The organism is Rhizobium sp. 05L429 (assembly GCF_056397645.1).
The window spans coordinates 62839-83802 of sequence record NZ_JBFTNV010000007.1 but is presented as its reverse complement, the minus strand read 5'-3'; the positions used below and the strand labels follow the sequence as shown (position 1 = coordinate 83802).

Annotated in this window: 19 protein-coding genes; 12 read left to right on the top strand and 7 right to left on the bottom strand. The window is 59.6% G+C overall.

Translation table 11 applies throughout. The features are described from left to right. Positions 1-56: 56 nt before the first annotated feature. The 3 genes from AC1DNW_RS09325 (at position 57) to AC1DNW_RS09315 (ending at position 1896) form a co-directional block, all read left to right on the top strand. Positions 57-518, top strand: coding sequence for an Lrp/AsnC ligand binding domain-containing protein (locus tag AC1DNW_RS09325; protein WP_113297521.1), 462 nt, complete (start codon positions 57-59; stop codon positions 516-518). 144 nt (positions 519-662) lie between these two features. Continuing rightward, complete coding sequence (locus tag AC1DNW_RS09320) at positions 663-1388, top strand: helix-turn-helix transcriptional regulator (protein WP_113308778.1); 726 nt, start codon at positions 663-665, stop codon at positions 1386-1388. Positions 1389-1434: 46 nt separating this feature from the next. Continuing rightward, positions 1435-1896: a PAS domain-containing protein gene (locus AC1DNW_RS09315; RefSeq protein WP_113308777.1), complete on the top strand. Its 462-nt coding sequence runs from the start codon at positions 1435-1437 to the stop codon at positions 1894-1896. A gap of 27 nt (positions 1897-1923) precedes the next feature. Here AC1DNW_RS09315 and AC1DNW_RS09310 read toward each other — a convergent pair whose 3' ends face one another. The 3 genes from AC1DNW_RS09310 to AC1DNW_RS09300 form a co-directional block, all read right to left on the bottom strand. Beyond that, positions 1924-3045: a DUF2333 family protein gene (locus tag AC1DNW_RS09310; RefSeq protein WP_113308776.1), complete on the bottom strand. Its 1122-nt coding sequence runs from the start codon at positions 3043-3045 to the stop codon at positions 1924-1926. A 152-nt stretch (positions 3046-3197) separates the two neighbouring features. Further along, positions 3198-4271, bottom strand: a complete 1074-nt coding sequence (locus AC1DNW_RS09305) for a hypothetical protein (RefSeq protein WP_113308775.1) — start codon at positions 4269-4271, stop codon at positions 3198-3200. 73 nt (positions 4272-4344) lie between these two features. Then, positions 4345-4947 carry a thymidine kinase gene (locus AC1DNW_RS09300; protein ID WP_113308774.1) on the bottom strand — a complete coding sequence of 201 codons (603 nt, stop codon included), beginning with the start codon at positions 4945-4947 and terminating at the stop codon, positions 4345-4347. A 233-nt stretch (positions 4948-5180) separates the two neighbouring features. Here AC1DNW_RS09300 and AC1DNW_RS09295 point away from each other — a divergent pair, with 233 nt between their 5' ends. The 5 genes from AC1DNW_RS09295 (at position 5181) to AC1DNW_RS09275 (ending at position 9440) form a co-directional block, all read left to right on the top strand. Further along, entirely contained in the window at positions 5181-6137 is a 957-nt protein-coding gene (locus tag AC1DNW_RS09295) for a choline ABC transporter substrate-binding protein (protein WP_113297515.1), read from the top strand. An 89-nt stretch (positions 6138-6226) separates the two neighbouring features. Beyond that, positions 6227-7081, top strand: a complete 855-nt coding sequence (choW, locus tag AC1DNW_RS09290; RefSeq protein ID WP_113297645.1) for a choline ABC transporter permease subunit — start codon at positions 6227-6229, stop codon at positions 7079-7081. Next, positions 7078-8124, top strand: a complete 1047-nt coding sequence (gene choV, locus AC1DNW_RS09285; RefSeq protein WP_113297514.1) for a choline ABC transporter ATP-binding protein — start codon at positions 7078-7080, stop codon at positions 8122-8124. Before choW ends, choV begins: the two co-directional genes overlap by 4 nt. Positions 8125-8257: 133 nt before the next feature. Beyond that, positions 8258-9007: a HugZ family pyridoxamine 5'-phosphate oxidase gene (locus AC1DNW_RS09280; protein WP_477852498.1), complete on the top strand. Its 750-nt coding sequence runs from the start codon at positions 8258-8260 to the stop codon at positions 9005-9007. A gap of 115 nt (positions 9008-9122) precedes the next feature. Further along, on the top strand, positions 9123-9440 hold the full coding sequence (locus tag AC1DNW_RS09275; RefSeq protein ID WP_113208129.1) for an ArsR/SmtB family transcription factor: 318 nt from the start codon (positions 9123-9125) through the stop codon (positions 9438-9440). 147 nt (positions 9441-9587) lie between these two features. Here AC1DNW_RS09275 and AC1DNW_RS09270 read toward each other — a convergent pair whose 3' ends face one another. Continuing rightward, complete coding sequence (locus AC1DNW_RS09270; RefSeq protein ID WP_113308772.1) at positions 9588-11561, bottom strand: PhoX family protein; 1974 nt, start codon at positions 11559-11561, stop codon at positions 9588-9590. 236 nt (positions 11562-11797) lie between these two features. Between AC1DNW_RS09270 and aptA the strand changes: the two genes are divergently transcribed. Then, positions 11798-13126: an omega-aminotransferase AptA gene (aptA, locus tag AC1DNW_RS09265; RefSeq protein ID WP_113308771.1), complete on the top strand. Its 1329-nt coding sequence runs from the start codon at positions 11798-11800 to the stop codon at positions 13124-13126. A gap of 140 nt (positions 13127-13266) precedes the next feature. After that, on the top strand, positions 13267-14325 hold the full coding sequence (locus AC1DNW_RS09260) for a serine aminopeptidase domain-containing protein (RefSeq protein WP_113308770.1): 1059 nt from the start codon (positions 13267-13269) through the stop codon (positions 14323-14325). A gap of 71 nt (positions 14326-14396) precedes the next feature. On the opposite strand, the gene AC1DNW_RS09255 is transcribed toward AC1DNW_RS09260, so the two are convergent. Next, positions 14397-15308 (bottom strand): HD-GYP domain-containing protein, encoded by a 912-nt coding sequence (locus tag AC1DNW_RS09255; protein ID WP_113308769.1) that lies wholly within the window; start codon positions 15306-15308, stop codon positions 14397-14399. 623 nt (positions 15309-15931) lie between these two features. Here AC1DNW_RS09255 and AC1DNW_RS09250 point away from each other — a divergent pair. Beyond that, positions 15932-17035: a branched-chain amino acid ABC transporter substrate-binding protein gene (locus AC1DNW_RS09250; RefSeq protein ID WP_113297507.1), complete on the top strand. Its 1104-nt coding sequence runs from the start codon at positions 15932-15934 to the stop codon at positions 17033-17035. Positions 17036-17107: 72 nt separating this feature from the next. Here the strand turns inward: AC1DNW_RS09250 and AC1DNW_RS09245 are convergent, their stop codons facing one another. Continuing rightward, complete coding sequence (locus tag AC1DNW_RS09245) at positions 17108-17398, bottom strand: TonB C-terminal domain-containing protein (RefSeq protein WP_162747109.1); 291 nt, start codon at positions 17396-17398, stop codon at positions 17108-17110. Positions 17399-17546: 148 nt separating this feature from the next. Here AC1DNW_RS09245 and ade point away from each other — a divergent pair, with 148 nt between their 5' ends. Next, complete coding sequence (gene ade, locus AC1DNW_RS09240) at positions 17547-19244, top strand: adenine deaminase (protein ID WP_113308852.1); 1698 nt, start codon at positions 17547-17549, stop codon at positions 19242-19244. 4 nt (positions 19245-19248) lie between these two features. Here the strand turns inward: ade and bglA are convergent, their stop codons facing one another. Beyond that, entirely contained in the window at positions 19249-20898 is a 1650-nt protein-coding gene (bglA, locus tag AC1DNW_RS09235; protein ID WP_113308767.1) for a beta-galactosidase BglA, read from the bottom strand. Positions 20899-20964: the final 66 nt, after the last annotated feature.

Genomic DNA, 20964 nt, shown 5'->3' with positions numbered 1-20964 from the left:
AACTGTGGGCTGCCAACACGATCTTCGCCTACCGACTGCCTGAAAGGCCGCGAAAAATGAAAGAACTCGACCGTCTCGACCGCAAGATTCTCCGTGCATTGCAAAAGGAGGGACGGCTTTCCAACATCGAGCTCGCCGAACGCGTCAACCTGTCGCCGACGGCCACAGCCGAGCGCGTCAAACGGTTGACCCGAGACGGTTATATCACCGGCTATATGGCAATCCTCTCACCGGAAAAACTCGGCCGCAATCTCCTCGTCTTCGTTCAGGTAAAGCTCGATCGCACCACGCCTGACGTTTTCGATGCCTTTGCTGCGGCGGTAAAACGCAGCGACGACGTGATGGAATGTCACATGGTCGCAGGCGGCTTCGATTATCTTGTGAAGGCGCGCATGGCGGGAATGGATGCTTATCGCCAATTCCTGTCGGAAGTGATTCTTTCCCTCCCCGGCGTACGCGAAACACATACTTATGCAGTGATGGAGGAGGTAAAAGGCACAGCTCATCTACCGGTGTAGATAAAAATCAACTTAAGCGCGTTTTTCATCTGGTTAATTTTTCACAAAATGAATTAATCAGCGTGTGCTAAGTCAATTAGGACTAGCATGTAGGCGGATTTATGTATTTGATAGCGGTAACATGGAGACTTGCGGGGGCATATAATGTCTTACATGACTACCTCTGAAAGGCAGTCATTGCTGTCGGGCGAATTGGCAGTGGCGCGTACGCGCGGCCTGTTTGCACAGGCACTGGGAAGGGTAGCGGCCGCATTCGGTTTTGAGCAGGCCACACTGCTGAACGCACCCTCGGTGGAAGATCTGCTGCTCAAGCCGCTGATCATCGAGAGCTCGCTGCCGGCTTCCTACATCAGGGATTTCGATCGCGGACATATGCTGCGCGCCTGCCCCTTTGCATCCAAGATGAGAGAATCGGCCGTACCACAGGTCTGGCACCTCAACGATCCCAGTCACGCGCAAGCTTTTCCGACCGTACTCCAGAATTTGATGCGGCAGCACGGCATGACGGCCGGCATTGCAATGCCGATCAACTCAGGCGACGGACAGCGCCTCGTCTTCTGGTTCGGCGGCGAACGTGCGCCCCTCGGACAGAGCGAGATCAACGAACTTGCAATGATCATCCTTTATGCGCTCGACACCTACAACGCGGTCAAGCGCAACGAGGGAAGCGCCCACAGCGCGCTTTCGGCGCGTGAACTGGAGGTCGTGCGCTGGACGGCGCAGGGCAAGACCTCAATCGAGATCGGCCAGATTCTGACGCTCTCTGATCACACGGTAAATGCCTATATGACCAACGCAATTAAAAAACTAGATTGCGTCAATCGCACCCAGTTGGTAGCAAAAGCCATCCGATTGAAGCTGATCAACTGAGGAATCAGAAGAGAATCAGCGCGTCATCCCGAACTGGGGAGAAACCGTGCCTCTTCGTTTCGAACAGCCGGCCATCGAGCATCGGCAGCAATCCCGCGCCCACATCGGTATCACCGATGCCGAAGCGCTGACCATGTTTGCCGCCTACCGCCTCTTCGGCTTCTGGCGGATGGACCTCGGGACAGGACATTTCTTCGCCAGTGAAGACGTCCACCAGATCTTCGATCTTCCCTACAGCGAGGGCCCGGTCAATCTGACCGAACTCATGTCGCGCATCCATGAGGAAGACCGGCTGCTGATCGCCGAAACCTTCGAGCAGGCGAGCCTTTACAGGGTCGGCTTCCACTACGTCTATCGCGTCGACAACAGGCTTGGCGGCTACAAGATGGTGCGCTCCGTCGGCCAGTTCCGCGACGATGCCAGCGGCGGCGGCATCGCCGGCATCACCTACGAATTCGTCGAAAAACTGCACATCGTCGGTTTCGAGGATGGCGGCGCGCCGCTTTAGCGGCCGGGATACAGCATTCTGCGCGGTCTAGCGGTCAAGCACCGAGCGAATTTCGACGAGGTTCGAACGCACTCTCAACATATAGAAGCCCATCGTGGCGAGATGGCTCGGCATGATCCAGCCATCCTCCCGTCCGTTGGAAATGATCGCTGGCTGGATACGAAGTGCCGCCTGGAATTGCCGTGTCGTGCCAGCCCAGATCGCCCCGAGGTTTCGCTCCGCCACAACCTGAGAGAAATCCGCCTGCGCCGCCGAAAGAATCGCGTAATAAGCGTAGAGCTGGCCATAGGCGAACCAGAACCGATCGTCGGCACGCGTATCGAACCAGCCACGATTGTGGTTTTCCGAGCGCTCGGCCAGCATGTCTGAAGTGCTGCCGAGATCGTTGGCGATGCGGTCGATGAACTGCATCAGGTTGTCGGCACGGCCGTCGAAGACCGCATTGCAGCCGGCGAGATCGGTATTGAACTTGCGCAGGCTGTTGATCGCCGCGCGATAATAGGCCGGCGTCGGCGTCTTTGGCCCAAAAGGACTGAGGCCGAAATACCAGCTAAATTCATCGAATTGCAGATTGCCGCGCGCACTTTGCAGATCATTGTTGATGCCGGACGTGCCGCGCACGCGCCCCAGCGTATCGACAAGCTCCGCCGATGTCCGACGAACCGCCTGGTTGATGCCGCGCTGGAAGGAGGCCTTGTTGTCGAGGAAGGGCGTGTGATCCCAATCCATGCCGAACAAGCCCATCTTGTAGAGCACCATCGACGATATCCAGGCATTCTGGTTGACGTTGAAATCCGTCAGATCGGCCGCGGCATCGACGATCGCCGAGCGCTGGCAGGTCTTGGCAGCAGTTCCGTCCGTCGCCGGAATTTCCTGTCCGGCAGGCACCTTGCGCTCCGAAAGGCGATACTGATCGACGAAGTTGGTGTTGAAATTCGACCAGACTTGGGTCTGCCAGATAAAATAGCCGTAGAGGACGACGAGAAGTGCCAGAAACGCGATGACCGGCAGCCGGACCATCCAGCTCCTGCGTGCATACCATCCGTGCGCGGCAAGAAACGGCCAAAAGGCCCAGGCGGCAAAAAGGCGAATCCAGCGGCTGATCGTTTGGCCGATCAGTCTGAAAAAACCGGCAATCCGGTTGAGCATCGTCGTCTCCTGTCAGGCGGCGAAAATAGGGGTACCCCCTTTCACCCACATATGCGCTTGATCGCCCAAGTACAACAACGGGAAAGGATATTTCGGCCCGAAGGGTGCGCGGGCCACACGCGACAGCCCGAAATAGGCTTCCTCGCCGCCGGTCAGGAGCGCAGCGAACGCAGGAATCCAAATCCGAACATAGGCGATTTGCGCACCACATCGATCAGCGGCGCATCGGATCGCTCCTCGGCATAGACGGGGAATTTCCGGGTAAATTCCTGGTCCGCACGGCTCTTTCGCTGGACCAGATCCTGAGGCACCAGCATGCCCTTCTCGAAAAGCGCGATGGTTTCAGCAATATTCGGAAAAAGCTCCGGCTTGATCCTCACCTTCATGCCGGGCCGGTCGGTGTCGACCTGCGCCTGATAGATGATGAGCCGCTCCTCAGTATCGACCGAAAGTTTGCGGATGAGCGCGTTGCAGCCGGCGATACGGCCGTTCAGCCTGTCGACGAAGGCCTGGAACATGCCGATGAAGCGTTCGCGCCGCTGGCTCTCGTCGCGCATCGCATGTTCCTCGACGGAAATGCGTTCGACCTCCGCCTTCAGTGCCTGACGCTCCGCCTCCATCTGCTCCCAATGTGCCTTGTTGCCATAGACGCCGATACGGCCCTGCGTGTTCAATGCCTTGGCACTGAGTTCCTTCATGCGCATCCGCGCAATGTCGATCTCGTCGACAAGCCGCCGCCGGTGCTCGACGATGTCGACGAGGCTCTGTTCAGCGGTCTTGTGACGCTCGACGAGGGATCGCCTCTGGCCGTCGAGCAGTGTCGCCAGAAGATCGGATTTCGTCAGCAGATCGAGCAGCTGTGCCACGACCGGCGCCTCGCGCACCCGTGCACTGTGCATGCGCCACATGCGCTGTCGGGAAAACCATCCGGCCATCTTTTCGCGCCGCGTCAGCCCGCGAAAACTGTCGAGATCGGCCGAGACCCTGGCCGTCAGCCGGTCGAGGGAGAAGACGAGTTCCGCAAGCAGCACATCGAGCGTCGTCGTGTCATTGAAGAAACCCTGGAACCGCGCATTCTGCTCAAGGAAGTTCTCGTCGGACGAGCGCTCCCCGTCGCCGTCGAAGCCTGCGATGCAGGCGGCGCAATAATCCGCCTCACCTGCCATCGCCTCGGCAAGGCCGCGGGCTGCATCGTACTGGCTATCGAAAGGCGGGCTTTTGCGCACCGGGCACTCCCAGGGAATCTCCGATTTGTAGACTACTTACTCGCCGCACTAAAGAAAACAGGCATCGTTTCGTTCAGACCGGCTCGGCAATCCATTCACCATTCATTGCATCGTCCCAGTGGCGGCGGCACAGCGAAACATATTTCTCGTTTCCCCCGACATCGATCTGCGCACCCTCGTGCAGCACCTTGCCCTCGACATCGAGCCGCACGACCATGGTCGCCTTGCGCCCACAATGGCAGATGGTGCGCACCTCGCGCATTTCATCGGCAATCGCCAGCAGCTCCTGCGAGGCAGGGAAAAGCTTGCCCTGGAAATCGGTCCTCAAGCCGTAGACCATGACGGGAATGCCGAGCCTGTCCACCACGCGGGCAAGCTGCCAGATATGGTCGCGAGTCATGAAATGCGCCTCATCGACGAAGACGCAGGAGATCGGCTGCCCTTCGACGCTCAATTGCCGAACCAGCGTGTAGAGATCGCTGTCGCTCTCGAAAGGGATGGCCTCCGCTTCGAGCCCGATGCGCGAGCCAATGACGCCTCTCCCGACCCGATGGTCGAAGGCCGCGATCAACAGAACCGTGCGCATGCCGCGCTCGTGGTAATTGTAGGAGGCCTGCAATAGCATGGTCGACTTGCCGGCATTCATCGTCGAATAGTTGAAATAGAGCTTTGCCATCGGATTCTCCTTATCTGGCTTCTTGGAAGCTGGAGAACGCAAAGAAAAGCCCCGACAAACCGATAGTCACAGAAAATCCTAGCGTCGGAACCGCTAAAAGCCTTGTAAATCAGGCCTTCCCAAAATGCGGCACGTCGCAATCACATAGTCCGGAACGCCGCAAACGCGCCGAGATCGCTTGTAAAACTGGGCTATTGATGGTTGGCTTGGGAACGTAAGACTGGGAGTCTAAAATGAAAACAACAAGCGCATTCAAACTCGTCACTGTAACTGCAGTTGCAGCCCTCTCCGCTGCGACCGCTGCCTTCTCCGCAGACCCTGAAAGCTGCTCCACCGTCCATTTGTCGGACGTCGGCTGGACTGATATCACCGCCACCACCGCGACCGCATCCGTCATCCTGAAGAGCATCGGTTATCAGACCGACGTCAAGGTTCTCTCGGTGCCGGTCACCTACACCTCGCTGAAGAACAAGGACATCGACATCTTCCTCGGCAACTGGATGCCGACGCAGGAAAAGGACGTCCGGCCCTATATCGAAGACAAGTCGGTCGAATCCTTCGGCCCGAACCTTGTCGGCGCCAAATACACGCTCGCCACCAACGCCAAGGGTGCGGAACTCGGCATTAAGGACTTCAAGGATATTGCCGCCCACAAGGACGATCTCGGCGGCAAGATCTACGGCATCGAGCCCGGCAATGACGGCAACCGCCTCGTCATGGACATGATCGACAAGGACACCTTCGGCCTGAAGGATCTGGAACTCGTCGAATCCTCGGAACAGGGCATGCTTGCGCAGGTCGCCCGCGCCGACAAGTCAGGCAAGCCCGTGGTCTTCCTTGGCTGGGAACCTCACCCGATGAACACCAACTTCAAGCTGACCTACCTGACCGGCGGCGACGACATCTTCGGCCCGGACTTCGGCGGCGCCAAGGTCTTTACCAACGTGCGTGCCGGTTATCTCCAGGAATGCCCGAATGTCGGCCTGATGGTGAAGAACCTGACGTTCTCCCTCGATATGGAGAACCAGGTGATGGGCAAGATCCTGAACGACGGCAAGGAACCGGAAGCTGCAGCTTCCGAATGGCTGAAGGCGAATCCGGCAGCGCTTGAGCCGTGGCTTGCCGGCGTCACGACCCGCGACGGCAAGGGCGAAGCCCTGGCGGCCGCCAAGTCCGGCCTCGGCCTCTGATGAAATGAACGGGACGGGGCGGCTCGCCGTCCCGTTTTCATGTTCATCCCTATACCGCTCTCAACGGACAGGCGCGCGACGTGAACTGGATTTTCAACTGGCTCGTTGACGACAACGGCAAGATCCGCATCGGCGAATGGGCAAAGTCCTTCGTCGACTGGCTGACCTCGAACGGCGAATGGTTTTTCGACCGGCTGGCCTCCCTGCTGTCGCACGTCATCGACGGCCTGCTCTTCGTGCTGCAGCGGCCGCACCCGCTGATCGTTATCGCCGCGATCGCCGCCCTCGCCTTCTGGCTGCGCCGGTCGATTGCCATCACCCTCTTCACCTGCCTTGGGCTGCTGCTCATCATGAACCAGGGATACTGGAAGGAGACGACGGAGACGCTCGCCCTCGTGCTCGCCTCCACCTTCGTCAGCATGGTGATCGGCATTCCGCTCGGCATCGCGGCTGCCCGCCGCGCCTGGGTCTATTCAGCCATGCGTCCTGTGCTCGACCTGATGCAGACCATTCCGACATTCGTTTACCTCATTCCGGCGCTCATCCTTTTCGGCCTCGGCATGGTGCCGGGGCTGATCGCGACCGTCATCTTTGCAATCCCCGCCCCGATCCGGCTGACGCGTCTCGGCATCATCTCGACACCGCCCTCTCTCGTTGAAGCCGCCGTCGCCTTCGGCGCGACGCCGACCCAGGTGCTGAGCAAGGTCGAGCTTCCCTTCGCGACGCCGCAGATCATGGCAGGCCTCACCCAGACCATCATGCTTTCGCTATCGATGGTCGTCATCGCCGCCCTCGTCGGCGCTGATGGTCTCGGCGTGCCCGTCGTGCGTGCGCTGAACACCGTCAATGTCGCGAAAGGCTTTGAAGCGGGTCTCTGCATCGTCATCCTGGCGATCATCCTCGACCGCATGTTCCGGACAGCCGACGAAGGAGACGGCGCATGACCGCAGTCAATTTCAAGGACGTGAGCATCATCTTCGGCGCCCGGCCGGAAGCAGCGCTTGCCATGGTCGACCAGGGCAAATCCCGCGACGAGATCGGCGCCGAGACCGGCATGGTGCTCGGCGTGGCCAATGCCTCGCTGTCGATCGAAGAGGGTGAGATCCTGGTGTTGATGGGCCTTTCCGGCTCGGGCAAATCGACGCTGCTGCGCGCCGTCAACGGGCTTGCCCCCGTCGTGCGCGGCGATGTGGCGGTCTCGGCCGCCACCGGCCCCGTTAACCCCTATAGATGCAATGCCAGGGCGCTCCGCGACCTGCGCACCCACACCGTCTCCATGGTGTTCCAGCAGTTCGCCCTGCTGCCCTGGCGTACCGTTGCCGAGAATGTCGGTTTCGGCCTCGAGCTCTCGGGCGTGCGTGAGGCCGAGCGCAAGAGCCGGGTCGGCGAGCAACTCGAACTCGTCAACCTGACGAAATGGGCCGACCGCAAGGTCAATGAGCTCTCGGGCGGCATGCAACAGCGCGTCGGCCTTGCGCGCGCCTTCGCCACCGGCGCCCCGATCCTGCTGATGGACGAGCCGTTCTCCGCGCTCGATCCGCTGATCCGCACGCGACTGCAGGACGAGTTGCTGGAATTCCAGCGGCGGCTGAAGAAGACCATCCTCTTCGTCAGCCACGATCTCGACGAGGCCTTCCGCATCGGCAATCGCATCGCCATCATGGAAGGCGGGCGGATCATCCAGTGCGGAACACCGCAGGAGATCGTCAAGAACCCCGCCGATCAGTATGTCGCCGATTTCGTGCAGAACATGAACCCGATCAACATGCTGATGGCCTCCGACGTCATGCAGCCCGGGCTTGGCGATGCGGCAATCGGCATGTCGGTCAGCGCCACCGCGCGCCCCACGACGCCGCTTGTCGATATCCTCGACGCCCTCGCCCGCCAGCCCGGCAGCATCGGCGTGGTCGACAACGGCCAGATCGTCGGCACGATCTCAGCGCAGGATGTCGTGACCGGCCTCACGCGGCACAAGCGGAAGGAATAAGCATGTCGCGCAAAAGTGTGCAGCGGTCTTTGCGATAACTGCACGCGAAAGCGAATATGGTCGCCAAAAGCCGCTCGATCAAAACGGATACTTTAGACTTGATCCTTTAACTCCGCTTTGCCACAACGCGGGTATGAAAGAACCGTCCTCTACGCTTCGCGAAACCGACGATGAGGCCCGCAAGCTGGCGCGCACCCTGTTGCGCTCCGCCCGCTATGCGGCCCTTGCCGTTCTCGATCCTGAAACCGGCTTTCCCTTCGCAAGCCGGGTTCTTCTCGGCACCGACATAGACGGCGTGCCCGTTATCCTCGTTTCCGCGCTCTCGACCCACACGAAAGCGCTCGCCGCCGATGTCAGGGCCTCGCTCCTGACCGGCGAGCCCGGCAAGGGCGATCCACTCGCCTATGCCCGCCTGACGACCCAATGCCGCGCAGAACAGGTGGAGCGGGACACGCTCCTCCACGCGCGCATCCGCACCCGTTTCCTCGATCGTCACGCCAAGGCGAAACTCTATATCGATTTCCCGGATTTCCGTTTCTTCCGCCTCATCCCGCAATCGGCCAGCCTCAATGGCGGCTTCGGCCGTGCCTACATTTTGGACGGCAGCGATCTTGTGATTCACTCCCAGGCAAATGACGACATCGCTGAAAAAGCTGACGCTGCAGTGCAAGATTTAGTAGCGCGCCACCCGGACCTGATGTTAGCGCTGACATCGCGGCTGAAGGCACCTGAAGCAGGCCCCTGGCGCATATGTGGGGTCGATTCGTCAGGTTTTGATATGATTTCAGGTGACTTATTGTTGCGTTACGAGTTCGATATACCCGCAGAGGATTTAGGTCACATTTGTTCAAACATATCTAAAATAGCATACCTGATACCTTAAATTTAGGTATATACAATCTTCAAGCCCAATTGCTAGTTTTCGCTGTCAGTCAAATAACCGTCTGACGGCCTGTGCCTGTACGGATGATGTACGTTTCGCATTAGGAAGAAGAAATATGGAAACCTCTGATTTGGCCGAGCACACCAATGTGGCGGCAGCTTTATTATCGGCCATGGCCAACCCCAAGCGTTTGCTGATCCTCACCAGCCTGGTAAAGGGAGAAGTGCCTGTCGGCGTTCTCGCCACCCAGGTCGGCCTGAGCCAGTCGGCCCTCTCCCAGCATCTGTCGAAATTGCGCGCTCAGAAGCTGGTCAAGACCCGTCGTGATGCACAGACGATCTACTATTCAAGCAACTCCGAGCCAGTCATGAAAATCCTCGCAACACTCGAGGATATCTACGTGACGCAGAACCGGAGCAGGTCTGCAGCCTGATGTCAGTGCTGACATGACGTCAGCCTGAGCAGCGTCCCGAAGGAAATGTTTCCGCGGACGCCGCTTGTGCTATTTTTCAGCACACAAAGCTTAGAGACCGGCAACTCGCAAGAGTTGCCGGTCTCGTTTGATTGAGACAAGGCAGGGTTAGCTGCCCACCACTCCGTTATTGCCGCGTGTCAGCACGACGAGCGACGGACGGGCCGGCACGCCCGGCTTGAAGTCCGGCCAGTTGGTGCCGGCATCTTCCATCGAGGTTGCGTCCTCGTTGTCGGCCATGCGCAATTCGCCCGGATGCTGGACCGAGAGGAATACGCTGGAGCCGTCGGAAGTGAAGGTCGGCGAGCAAGTCTCCGAACCGACAGGCGCGATATAGATGAGCTTCGGCAGGGCGCGCCCCGGACCTTCCGTATCCATCACATAGACGGAATCGGCAATGCCTTCTGGCGGCGGACCGTCAGTGGTCACCCAAAGGCGGCCTGCCGGATCGACAGCCAGGTTATCGGGGTCGGTGAACCAGCCGGCCGAGGTGGTCGCCGGATGGAACATCGCCTGGTCTTCGGGCTTAGCCGGATCGCCGCAGAGAACGAAGACATCCCATTTGAAGCTCTCGGCTGCGTAGTCCGGCTTGTCCGGACCGCCGGGAGCCACCAGTTCCAGCAGATGTCCATGCGGGTTGGGGCCACGCGGATTGGCGACGTTGACCTGTTCCTTCTCGTCGTCACCCTGGCCCTTCGGCAGGCGATCCTCGTTCTCGGTCATGGCGACATAGAGTTTGCCGGTGCCGAGATGCGGAATGAAGCCTTCCGGGCCGTCCATCGGCGTAGCAGCAACCAAGTCCGCTGCAGCGCGCGTGGCGAGAACGACGTCGGCCTGCGTCCTGAAGCCGGCTTCCGCCGTCAGCGGGCCTTCGCCGGCCACGAGCGGGATCCAGCGCATCGTGCCGTCGCTTTCGAACTTGGCGACCGACAGCGTGCCATGGTCGAGCAGATCCTTGTTGGCGGCGCGATCGCTAGGGTTCCACGGATCGCGGGTGACGAAGCGGTAGATATATTCGAAATCGTCGTCATCGCCCATGAAGACCACGACGCGGCCATCTGGGGCGACGCAACATTGCGCGCCTTCATGCGTCATGCGGCCGAGCGAGGTGCGCTTGACCGGCTTTGCCGAGGGATCGAAAGGATCGATTTCGACCACCCAGTCGAAGCGCATCCACTCGTTCGGCTCTTCCTCGAACTTGAAGCGCGGCTCGACGCGGCTGACGGAATAGATGTCGTTCTCATCCTCGTCCCAGCCCTGGCGTTCGACCAGCTCCTGATTCGGCAGTTTTTTATAGTCGCCGGCAAAGACGTCCATTGCGCCTTCTTCGCCAGAGAGCATCGTGCCCCAGGGCGTGATGCCGCCATTGCAGTTCGAGATCGTGCCGAAAACGACGGTACCGGTCGGATCAGCCTTCGTCTTGAGACGGTCGTCGCCCGCCGCCGGGCCGGAAATGCCGATTTCCGTGCTCATGTGGATGCGGCGGTTATACTTTCCGTCCTTGACCACCTGCCATTGGTTGCCGTCCTTGCGCACTTCCAAAACAGAGACGCCGACAGCCGCCATGACGGCCCGGATCTGATCCTCGGTCATCTTCTCGCGGTAGTTGTCCGCTGTCAGACCCGGAAACATCAGAAAGGGCGTCGCATATTCATGACTGACGACCAGCAGGCCGTGATCGGAGCTCTTCTCGCCCCACGGCAGCGGCAGGAACTGGGTGAAGTCGTTATTGTAGCCGAACTGGCGCTCGGCCGCTTTGCCGTCGAGCTTGGCGACATCGAATTCCGGGCTGTCGGCAAAGAGAGCGTCGCCCCAGCGCACGAGGATCTGGCGCTCGTAACCATCAGGCCAGTGATCGGCGGTGTCGCGCACGCGCTTCAGTTCGGGGAAAGTAAGCGTCGAATCGGCAGCTTCTGCCTTCGTTGCTTCGAGCGCCGGCGCAAAAGCGGCCGCCCCCATGGCTGCAATGAAGCCCTTGAGAACGGTACGGCGACGAACGCCTTCTTCGAGAATGGTGCCGTAGCTCGGCGCAAATGCACGCCGCGGATTGGGGCGCGGTCTGGTTTTCTGGCGGTCCGTCATGACTACCTCCGGTAAAAGTGGTTGAATTTCAAGGAAATGAATGAAATGCCTTCGGCCATTGCGGCCATCGATTTTTGTAGCAATGCCGGGCGAAAGATTGATGACGCTCGAGTGTCCGGGAACGGCAGAGGCGGCGCTTCTTCGGCTTGACGCCTTGCCGGGCGCTGATAATTTGACCGGGCAGTAAAAATAAACGGCGCAAAGCCTTGAACGGGACCGACCGCCAGGAGAACAGCATGTCCAACCGCCTGAATGCAACGCCAAACGACCTTCGCGCCTTTTGGATGCCCTTTACCGCGAACCGCCAGTTCAAGAAGGAACCGCGCCTCTTCGTGAGCGCGAAGGACATGTACTACAAGACCCATGACGGCCGTGAGGTTCTGGACGGTACGGCTGGCCTCTGGTGCGTGAATGCCGGCCACTGCCGTCCGAAGATCACGGAGGCGATCAGCGAGCAGGCGGGCGAACTCGATTACGCCCCGGCCTTTCAGCTCGGCCATCCCAAGGCTTTCGAGCTCGCCAACCGCCTGGTCGACATCGCGCCTGATGGCCTGGACCACGTCCTCTTCACCAATTCTGGCTCTGAATCGGTCGAGACGGCGCTGAAGGTCGCGCTTGCCTATCATCGCGTGAAGGGCAATGGCTCACGCTTCCGCCTGATCGGCCGCGAGCGCGGCTATCACGGCGTCAACTTCGGCGGCATCTCGGTCGGCGGCATCGTCACCAACCGCAAGATGTTCGGCACGCTGCTGACCGGCGTTGACCACATGCCGCACACCCACCTGCCAGGCAAGAACAACTTCACCCGCGGCGAACCCGAAATTGGCGGCGATATTGCCACCGAACTCGAGCGCATCGTCACCCTGCATGACGCCTCCACGGTCGCCGCCGTGATCGTCGAGCCGGTCGCCGGCTCCACCGGCGTTCTCATCCCGCCGAAGGGTTATCTGCAGAAGCTGCGCGACATCTGCACCAAGCACGGCATTCTGCTGATCTTCGACGAAGTCATCACCGGTTTCGGTCGTTTGGGTGCTCCTTTCGCGGCCCAGTATTACGACGTGAAGCCCGACATCATGGTCACCGCCAAGGGCCTGACCAACGGCGTCATCCCGATGGGCGCCGTCTTCGTCACCTCGGAAATCCATGATGCCTTCATGAACGGCCCCGAGCACATGATCGAGTTCTTCCATGGCTATACCTATTCCGGGAACCCGATCGCCTCGGCCGCAGCACTCGCGACGCTCGACACCTACAAGGAAGAAGGCCTGCTGACCCGCGCAGCCGAGCTTTCCGACTACTGGGCCGATGCGCTGCACTCGCTGAAGGATTGCCCTAATGTCATCGACATCAGAAATACCGGCCTTATCGGCGCGATCGAACTCGACCCGATCGCCGGTGAGCCGACCAAGCGCGCCTTCACGGCCTTCCTCAAGGCTTACGAAAGCGGACTTTTGATCCGCACGACAGGCGACATCATCGCGCTCTCCCCGCCGTTGATCATCGAGAAGAAGCACATCGACGAGCTCTTCGGCAAGCTGCGTACGATCCTGCAGAACAACATCTGATCTCGATAGTCCCGACTTGAATTCAAGGGCGAGGCTCCGGCCTCGCCTTTTCTTTTGATGTCGGCGACCTTGATCGCGTTATCGGTCTCCGGTGTCAGGGATTTCCTCCAGACAGGGCAAACCAACCCAATGGAGATCCCATGCCAAGACTGGTCTTTATTCTCCCCCTGCTCCTGCTGCTGGTATCGGCAGCACATGCCGGAACCGGCTTCCGTGAAATCACCCTGCCCGGCAAAAACACCGATCGTCCCGTCCATGTCAGCATCTGGTATCCGACGGCATCAGATGCCGCCCCAGTCCTTCTCGGCGAAACGCCGGCCTTTATCGGCCAGCCCGTCATCAGGGATGCCGAACCCGTGCCCGGCCCACATCCGTTGGTCGTGCTCTCCCATGGCTATGGCGGAAGCTGGCGCAACCTCGCCTGGCTCGCCGCCGATCTCGTGCACGCAGGCTATGTCGTCGCTGCACCCGATCATCCCGGCACGACCACATTCGATATGCGGAAGTCTGACGCTGTCGAATTATGGAGGCGCCCCGGCGATCTCAGCCGCACGATCGATGCGCTGCTCGACAATGCGGATCTGACGGGCGGCGTGGCATCCGATCGGATTGCCGCGATCGGCCATTCGCTCGGCGGCTGGACGGTCGTCGAACTGGCAGGCGGTCGTTTCGATGCGGCTGTTGTGACGAAGAATTGCATGGCCGACTTCGGCCAGCTCTATTGCAGGATATTCGACGCACTGGGCATCGGGCGCGATGCCTCCTCCAGTGCTGCGCTGGCCGCCGATCTCAGCGATCCGAGAATCCGTGCCGTCGTGTCACTCGATCTCGGACCCGGTCGTGGGCTGACACCAGCGAGCCTCTCGGCAATCCATATCCCCATGATGGTGCTGGGTGCTGCGGCAGATGTCGACGCGGACACGGCAACCAGGGCGGACATAGCCGCCACCAACAAGGATTCCGGCTACGTGGCCCGCTATCTGCCGCCAGCGACCACCACCTACAGCCTTATCCCGGGATCGCTGCATTTCAGCTTCATGCAGCCTTGCAAGCCCGGCGCCGCCGAGTTGATCGAGAAAGAGGCGCCAGGCGAAAGCATCGTCTGCCGAGACGGTATCGGCGCGGATCGGGAAATGATTCATCGGCAGGTTGCCAGCATGGTCACGGATTTCCTGGGAAAGGCGCTCCCTCGACAATAGCGCGGCTCCTCAGCTCCAGCGCTTGCGGCGGACCAGATTCCCGCAGGCACCTGTCATGAAAACGAATTGCCTCAGGAAACGGAGGCAATCGACAGGCAGAGGGCGAATTTTTTGACGAGCCGGCGGTCGAAATGGCCTTCATTCGCCAACATCCAGGTCAGTGCCTCCTTCGCGCTCCAAGGGGCCTTGTAGGGGCGCGCTGACGTAACGGCGTCATAGACATCGCAGATCGCGGCAAGGCGCGCGTGAAGGCTGATCTCGCCGTGGGACAGCTTGCGCGGATAACCCTTGCCGTCGATCCGTTCATGATGATTGAGGCAGACGTCAAGAACGATTTCGGACATGCCCTCCTGACGCGACAGGATCGCATGCCCCTTTTCCGGATGGTCACGGATCAACTGGATCTCGGCTTCGTTCAGGCGCCCTTCCTTGTTGAGCACTTCAAGCGGAATTTCGAGCTTGCCGACATCGTGCAACAGCCCTGCCGTGCCGAGCGTCTGCACCACTTTCTCGTCCAGTCCGAGATGGCGGCTGAAAAGGATCATCAAGGCACTGACCGAGAGTGAATGGATGAAAGTCACCTCGTCCTTGGACTTCAGCCGAGTAACGCTGATGAAGACGGCAGGATGGTCGTCCATCGATTTCGAAACGGATGAAATGACCGGCTCGACCTGATCAACAGTGATCCCGTCCCCGCCCTGCAGCCGGCCGAAGACATTCTCCAGCACCTCCACGGATTTCTGAATGGTCTCGCGGGCCGCCTTGACGTCGATCTCGAGCTTGCGAGAGGTGTCCCTGACATCGAGGCCTTTGGTGGTGTTGATCACGACGGCCGTGTTAGCGCAATCATTAAGCTTCAGCGTATCGCTCTCGCGCCGCAGTAAGAACCGTCGCCGAGACAGAAGAGGATCGTGCCAGATGCCCTCGACCATCTCGATAAACATTCCGGTCCGCACCTGCCTGGCTTCAATACGCTTGAGCATCCAGATATCTGTCCCGCTATATCCCTGCCTCGACAAATCGAATATTTTATTGCACTGCAACAAAACACTAGGAAATAATAGTTATACTAGGATTCTTAGAATCAATTGTTAATTGGCCTGAATACATGAGTTACAACAAGGATCGTCGGCGAAATTTCCAGATATCTGCTTATCCGCGGCCATCGATATGTTCTGTCGAAGAAGATCCGCTTCGGCTTTCTGCAAAAGCCGCAAGTCACATAAGACTGAAAGCACCCTATCAGAGAACATCGGCTGATGGTCGCAGGTTGTGACTGCCGTGACACGGCCACGCCAAGCCTGTGAACGATCGAGATGAGGCAGACCGAAAATTGCGGGAAATGGACTGAAAAATCAAAAAATCGGGCGCAATCTTTCCATATCGGGCGAAAACAAGCCCTATCTTGTTATCATCTTGCGGAATCCCACCGAAATTTCTAGAAATCTTGCCATGCGCCGGGCGAGCCAAATATGGCCGCGAGGTTCATTGATCGCGCAGCTTTTCCTCGTCCTTGGCACGGTCCCAAAAGGATCGCTGACAAAGGAACGGCCTGCGCGGCAAACAACCGGTGGTCGAAGACGACCCCAACCCAAGGAGACAGACCATGACTCTGAAGACTCTGACGGCGACGCTCGTTGCCTCGCTGGCATTTGCGCCGCTCGCGCATGCGGATATCACCATCGGCCTCATCGCGCCGCTGACCGGCCCGGTGGCAGCCTATGGCGACCAGGTAAAGAACGGCGCGCAGACCGCCGTCGACGAAATCAACAAGAGCGGCGGCATTCTCGGCGAGAAGGTCGTGCTCGAACTGGCTGACGACGCTGGCGAACCGAAGCAGGGCGTTTCCGCCGCGAACAAGGTTGTCGGCGACGGCATCCGTTTCGTCGTCGGCCCGGTCACGTCTGGCGTTGCTATCCCGGTCTCCGACGTTCTGGCCGAAAATGGCGTACTGATGGTCACTCCAACTGCAACCGCGCCTGACCTCACCAAGCGTGGGCTGACCAATGTTCTGCGCACCTGCGGCCGCGACGACCAGCAGGCCGAAGTCGCCGCCAAATATGTTCTTGAGCACTTCAAGGACAAGCGCGTCGCCATCATCAACGACAAGGGCGCTTATGGTAAGGGCCTCGCCGATGCCTTCAAGGCAACGCTGAATGCCGGCGGCATCACCGAAGTCATCAACGACTCCATAACGCCCGGCGACAAGGACTTTTCCGCCCTGACCACCCGTATCAAGGCCGAGAAGGTTGATCTCGTCTACTTCGGCGGTTACCACCCGGAAGGCGGCCTGCTCGCCCGCCAGCTCCATGACCTCTCGGTGAATGCCCAGATCATCGGCGGTGACGGTCTCTCCAACACCGAGTTCTGGACGATCGGCACGGATGCGGCAGCCGGCACACTGTTCACCAACGCCTCCGACGCCACCAAGAGCCCGGACTCCAAGGTCGCTGCCGATGCGCTCGCCGCCAAGAACATCCCGGCCGAAGCCTTCACGCTGAACGCCTATGCTGCCGTCGAAGTGCTGAAGGCCGGTATCGAAAAGGCCGGCAGCGCCGAAGATGCGGAAGCCGTCGCGGCTGCCCTGAAGGGCGGCGACCAGATCCCGACAGTCATCGGCAAGCTCACCTACGGCGAAACCGGCGACCTCTCCTCGCAGAGCTTCTCACTCTACAAGTGGGAAGGCGGCAAGATCGTCGCTGCCGAGTAAGTGGCAACAGTGCTGACAACGGGATCGGGCGCCTCACGGCGCCCGATTTCTATTTGCCATGCGAAGACACCGTCACTCTGGCAGCTTGGGACCGCCTCCAACATAATCTTTCAGCGTATTGTATTCGATGACCAAGGGTTGAACGTAAACGCCGTTGGAAGCTGGCCGCGGAACCTTGTTGTGGAAGTTTTTGATCGCCAGGCGCTTCAGATACTCATCATAGTCGGTGTTTCCACTTGATTGCTTCACTGTAACTTGGCTCACTCGGCCGTTCTTGTCAGTCTCAAGCTTGACCAAAGCCACCGTTGAACAGCTATTCAAGAGAAGCACGACTACACAAGCAGCTGAAATAATTGCTTTCATATCATGGCCTTGAGTTGGAACTTCGCATCTGTATGCTCGCGTCATTAGCATTGCCGATGTGCAGGCGAAAGTAGCCCGAAATACAACCGGGAAGTTTTTCCGGCATCCTGCGCCCAGCAGCAGAAATCAGTTGAAGAAGGTGAAGACCATGACCGCCAAGCTCGAACGTCTCATCGATCAGGGTGTGGGTCGCATACCGGCCGATATCGTGCTGAAAGGCGGACGCTTCTTCGATCTCGTGACGGGTGAGCTTATCCAGTCTGATATCGCAATCTGCGGCGACCGCATCGTCGGCACCTGCGGCGCCTATAGCGGCGAGACCGAGATCGATATTTCCGGCAGGATCGTCGTTCCGGGCTTCATCGACACGCATCTACACATCGAATCCTCGCTCGTCACGCCGCATGAATTCGACCGCTGCGTCCTGCCTTATGGCGTGACGACCGTGATCTGCGACCCCCATGAGATCGCCAATGTGCTCGGCAAGGAAGGCATCGAATTCTTCCTCGCTTCGGCGCTCGAAACGATCATGGATATCCGCGTGCAGCTGTCCTCCTGTGTGCCGGCCACGCATCTGGAAACATCAGGCGCCGACCTTCCGGTCGAAAGCCTTCTGCCCTATCGCAACCATCCCAAGGTCATCGGCCTTGCCGAGTTCATGAATTTCCCCGGCGTGATCCACAAGGATCCCGTCTGCATGGCAAAGCTCGATGCTTTCCAGGGTGACCATATCGATGGGCATGCACCGCTGCTCTCAGGCAACGATCTCAACGGCTATCTCTCCACCGGCATCCGCACCGAGCATGAATGCACGAGTGCCACCGAAGCGCTGGAGAAAATTCGCAAGGGCATGCATATCCTCGTGCGCGAGGGCTCGGTCTCTAAGGACCTACACGCCCTGATGCCCATCATCACGGAGCGCCTCTCCCCTTATCTTGCGCTCTGCACCGATGATCGCAATCCGCTTGATATCGCCGAGCAGGGTCATCTCGACTACATGATCCGCACGGCGATCGCTGCCGGCGTCGAGCCGCTGGCAATCTACCGGGCCGCCTCGATCTCCGCCGCCCGCGCCTTCGGCCTGCGTGACCGCGGCCTCATTGCCCCCGGCTGGCGGGCCGATCTTGTCGTCATCGACAGTCTCGAAAATTGCCGGGCGGACATGGTCTTTTCCGCCGGCCGTCATGTCGCCGATGCACTCTTTACCACCCGCAAGCCAATTGCCCCCGTCGGCCTCGACAGCGTCAAGGCGCGGCCGGTCAATGCGGCCCATTTCGGCGTACCGGTCGCCGAGGGCGAAACATCCGTCATCGGCGTCATGCCGGGCAAGATCATCACGGAGCATCGTCGCTATCACCTGCCGGCGAAAGGCAACCAGACCACCGTCGATCTCGGCAACGATATCATCAAGGTCGCAGTCATCGAGCGGCACGGCAAGAACGGCAATCACGCCAACGGCTTCGTGCAGGGTTTTGGATTGAAGAAAGGCGCGATTGCTTCAACGGTCGGCCACGACAGCCACAATATCTGTGTCGTCGGCGTCAGCGAGGACGACATGGCACTCGCCGCTAACCGTCTTGGCGAGATAAAGGGCGGCTTCGTGGTCGTCGAAGACGGCAAGGTTACCGGCGAAATCGCGCTGCCTGTCGCCGGCCTGATGAGCCTGGAGCCCTATGAGGTGGTGCGCGACACGCTGCATCATCTGCGGAAGGCCGCCTACGCCCTTGGCACGACGCTGGAAGAACCCTTCCTGCAGGTCGCCTTCCTGCCCCTGCCCGTGATCCCGCATTTGAAGATCTCGGACAAGGGAATGGTTGATGTCGATCGCTTTATGCTGATCGGCTGATCACTCAGACGATACGGGCGCAGAAAGCGTCGAGCGCGCCGAGCTTGACCGCATGATCGCGCGAAACAGCCTTGAACCCCGGCATGTTCAGCGGTTCGCCTAACGACATGCCGGCCGGGAGACGGAACTCCGCTGGCTCGCGCGTCAGGTTGAAGACGAAGAGCAGCTTCTCCCCGCCCTTGTCTCTGATAAAGGCGAGCAGATCCTGATTGCTGCCGACGAATTCCATGCTGCCGTCGAGCAGCACCGGCTGACTTTTGCGGAATTCCAGCGTGCGCCGATAATGATGCAGGACGGAACTGTCGCTGTTTTCCTGCGTGTCCACGGACAGCGCTGCCTGCTCATAGGGCACCGGCAGCCAACTCTTCTCGGCGCTGGTGAAACCGGCATGCGCCTTGCCGGCTTCCCATGGCATCGGCGTGCGGCATCCGTCGCGGCCCTTGAAGGCCGGCCAGAAGCGAATACCATAGGGGTCGCGCAGGTCTTCGAAGGCAAGCTCCGCCTCCGGCAGCCCCAGCTCCTCGCCCTGATAGAGGCAAATCGAACCGCGAAGTGCTGCCAGCACCGAAATTGCCAGCTTGGCGATAACCGGACGTTCGTCTTCCGTCAGCGCGAAACGGCTGACATGGCGGTTGACGTCATGGTTGGAGAAGGCCCAGCAGACCCAGCCGTCCTTCACCATGCGCTGGAAGCTCTCGACACAGCCGCGGATATGATCTGCCGTGAAGTCCGGACCAAGCAGGTCGAAGGTGTAGCACATATGCAGCTTGTCGCCGCCGGTCGTATAGGCCGCAACGGTCTTCAGCGAGCGCGCACCGTCGCCCACTTCGCCGACGGTCGTGCGCCCCTCGTACTGGTCGAGCAATGCACGGAAGCGCTTGAGGAATTCGAGGTTCTCCGGCTGCGTCTTGTCGTAAAGATGGTTCTGCATGCCATAGGGGTTGCTGTCGGGCGCATCGAGGCCGGCCTGATCCGGGTCTGGCTCATGCGGCGGATTGTCCCGGAGCTGTTTGTCACAGAAGTAATAATTCACGGTGTCAAGGCGGAAACCGTCCACACCACGGTCGAGCCAGAATTTCACAGTTTTCAGCAGGGCATCCTGAACCTGTTTGCTGTGAAAGTTCAGGTCCGGCTGCGAGGTCAGGAAGTTATGCTGGTAATATTGCCGGCGCACGCCATCCCATTCCCAGCCCGGTCCGCCGAAGATCGACAGCCAGTTGTTCGGCGCCGTCCCATCGGGCTTCGGATCGGCCCAGACATACCAGTCGGCCTTGTCGTTCGTGCGGCTGGAGCGGCTTTCCACGAACCATGGATGCCGGTCGGATGTATGGGAAATCACCTGGTCGATGATGACCTTTATTCCGAGCCTGTGGGCTTCTGCCATCATCGCGTCGAAATCGTCGAGCGTGCCGAAAATCGGATCGACGTCGCAATAATCGGAGACGTCATAGCCCATGTCTGCCATGGGCGATTTGAAGAAGGGAGAAAGCCAGATGGCGTCAACGCCGAGGCTGGCAATATGTGGCAAGCGCCGGGTTATCCCCTTGAGATCGCCGAGCCCGTCGCCGTTCGTATCCTGAAACGATCGCGGATAGACCTGATAGATCACCGCGCCGCGCCACCAGTCCGCATTCCCGTCCGTCTGCAATGCCATCGACCGCCGTCTCCTGCTTCATTTCGACCGCAACACTAAAGACGGTGCGGCAAAAAACAACAGCGC

What these genes read in the sequence shown, in the direction of transcription:
- AC1DNW_RS09325 (WP_113297521.1), top strand. Translation starts at nt 57, where the DNA reads ATGAAAGAACTCGACCGTCTCGACCGCAAGATTCTCCGTGCATTGCAA.
- AC1DNW_RS09320 (WP_113308778.1), top strand. Translation starts at nt 663, where the DNA reads ATGTCTTACATGACTACCTCTGAAAGGCAGTCATTGCTGTCGGGCGAA.
- AC1DNW_RS09310 (WP_113308776.1), bottom strand. Translation starts at nt 3,045, where the DNA reads ATGCTCAACCGGATTGCCGGTTTTTTCAGACTGATCGGCCAAACGATC.
- AC1DNW_RS09300 (WP_113308774.1), bottom strand. Translation starts at nt 4,947, where the DNA reads ATGGCAAAGCTCTATTTCAACTATTCGACGATGAATGCCGGCAAGTCG.
- AC1DNW_RS09295 (WP_113297515.1), top strand. Translation starts at nt 5,181, where the DNA reads ATGAAAACAACAAGCGCATTCAAACTCGTCACTGTAACTGCAGTTGCA.
- choV (WP_113297514.1), top strand. Translation starts at nt 7,078, where the DNA reads ATGACCGCAGTCAATTTCAAGGACGTGAGCATCATCTTCGGCGCCCGG.
- AC1DNW_RS09280 (WP_477852498.1), top strand. Translation starts at nt 8,258, where the DNA reads ATGAAAGAACCGTCCTCTACGCTTCGCGAAACCGACGATGAGGCCCGC.
- AC1DNW_RS09275 (WP_113208129.1), top strand. Translation starts at nt 9,123, where the DNA reads ATGGAAACCTCTGATTTGGCCGAGCACACCAATGTGGCGGCAGCTTTA.
- AC1DNW_RS09270 (WP_113308772.1), bottom strand. Translation starts at nt 11,561, where the DNA reads ATGACGGACCGCCAGAAAACCAGACCGCGCCCCAATCCGCGGCGTGCA.
- aptA (WP_113308771.1), top strand. Translation starts at nt 11,798, where the DNA reads ATGTCCAACCGCCTGAATGCAACGCCAAACGACCTTCGCGCCTTTTGG.
- AC1DNW_RS09260 (WP_113308770.1), top strand. Translation starts at nt 13,267, where the DNA reads ATGCCAAGACTGGTCTTTATTCTCCCCCTGCTCCTGCTGCTGGTATCG.
- AC1DNW_RS09255 (WP_113308769.1), bottom strand. Translation starts at nt 15,308, where the DNA reads ATGCTCAAGCGTATTGAAGCCAGGCAGGTGCGGACCGGAATGTTTATC.
- AC1DNW_RS09250 (WP_113297507.1), top strand. Translation starts at nt 15,932, where the DNA reads ATGACTCTGAAGACTCTGACGGCGACGCTCGTTGCCTCGCTGGCATTT.
- AC1DNW_RS09245 (WP_162747109.1), bottom strand. Translation starts at nt 17,398, where the DNA reads ATGAAAGCAATTATTTCAGCTGCTTGTGTAGTCGTGCTTCTCTTGAAT.
- ade (WP_113308852.1), top strand. Translation starts at nt 17,547, where the DNA reads ATGACCGCCAAGCTCGAACGTCTCATCGATCAGGGTGTGGGTCGCATA.
- bglA (WP_113308767.1), bottom strand. Translation starts at nt 20,898, where the DNA reads ATGGCATTGCAGACGGACGGGAATGCGGACTGGTGGCGCGGCGCGGTG.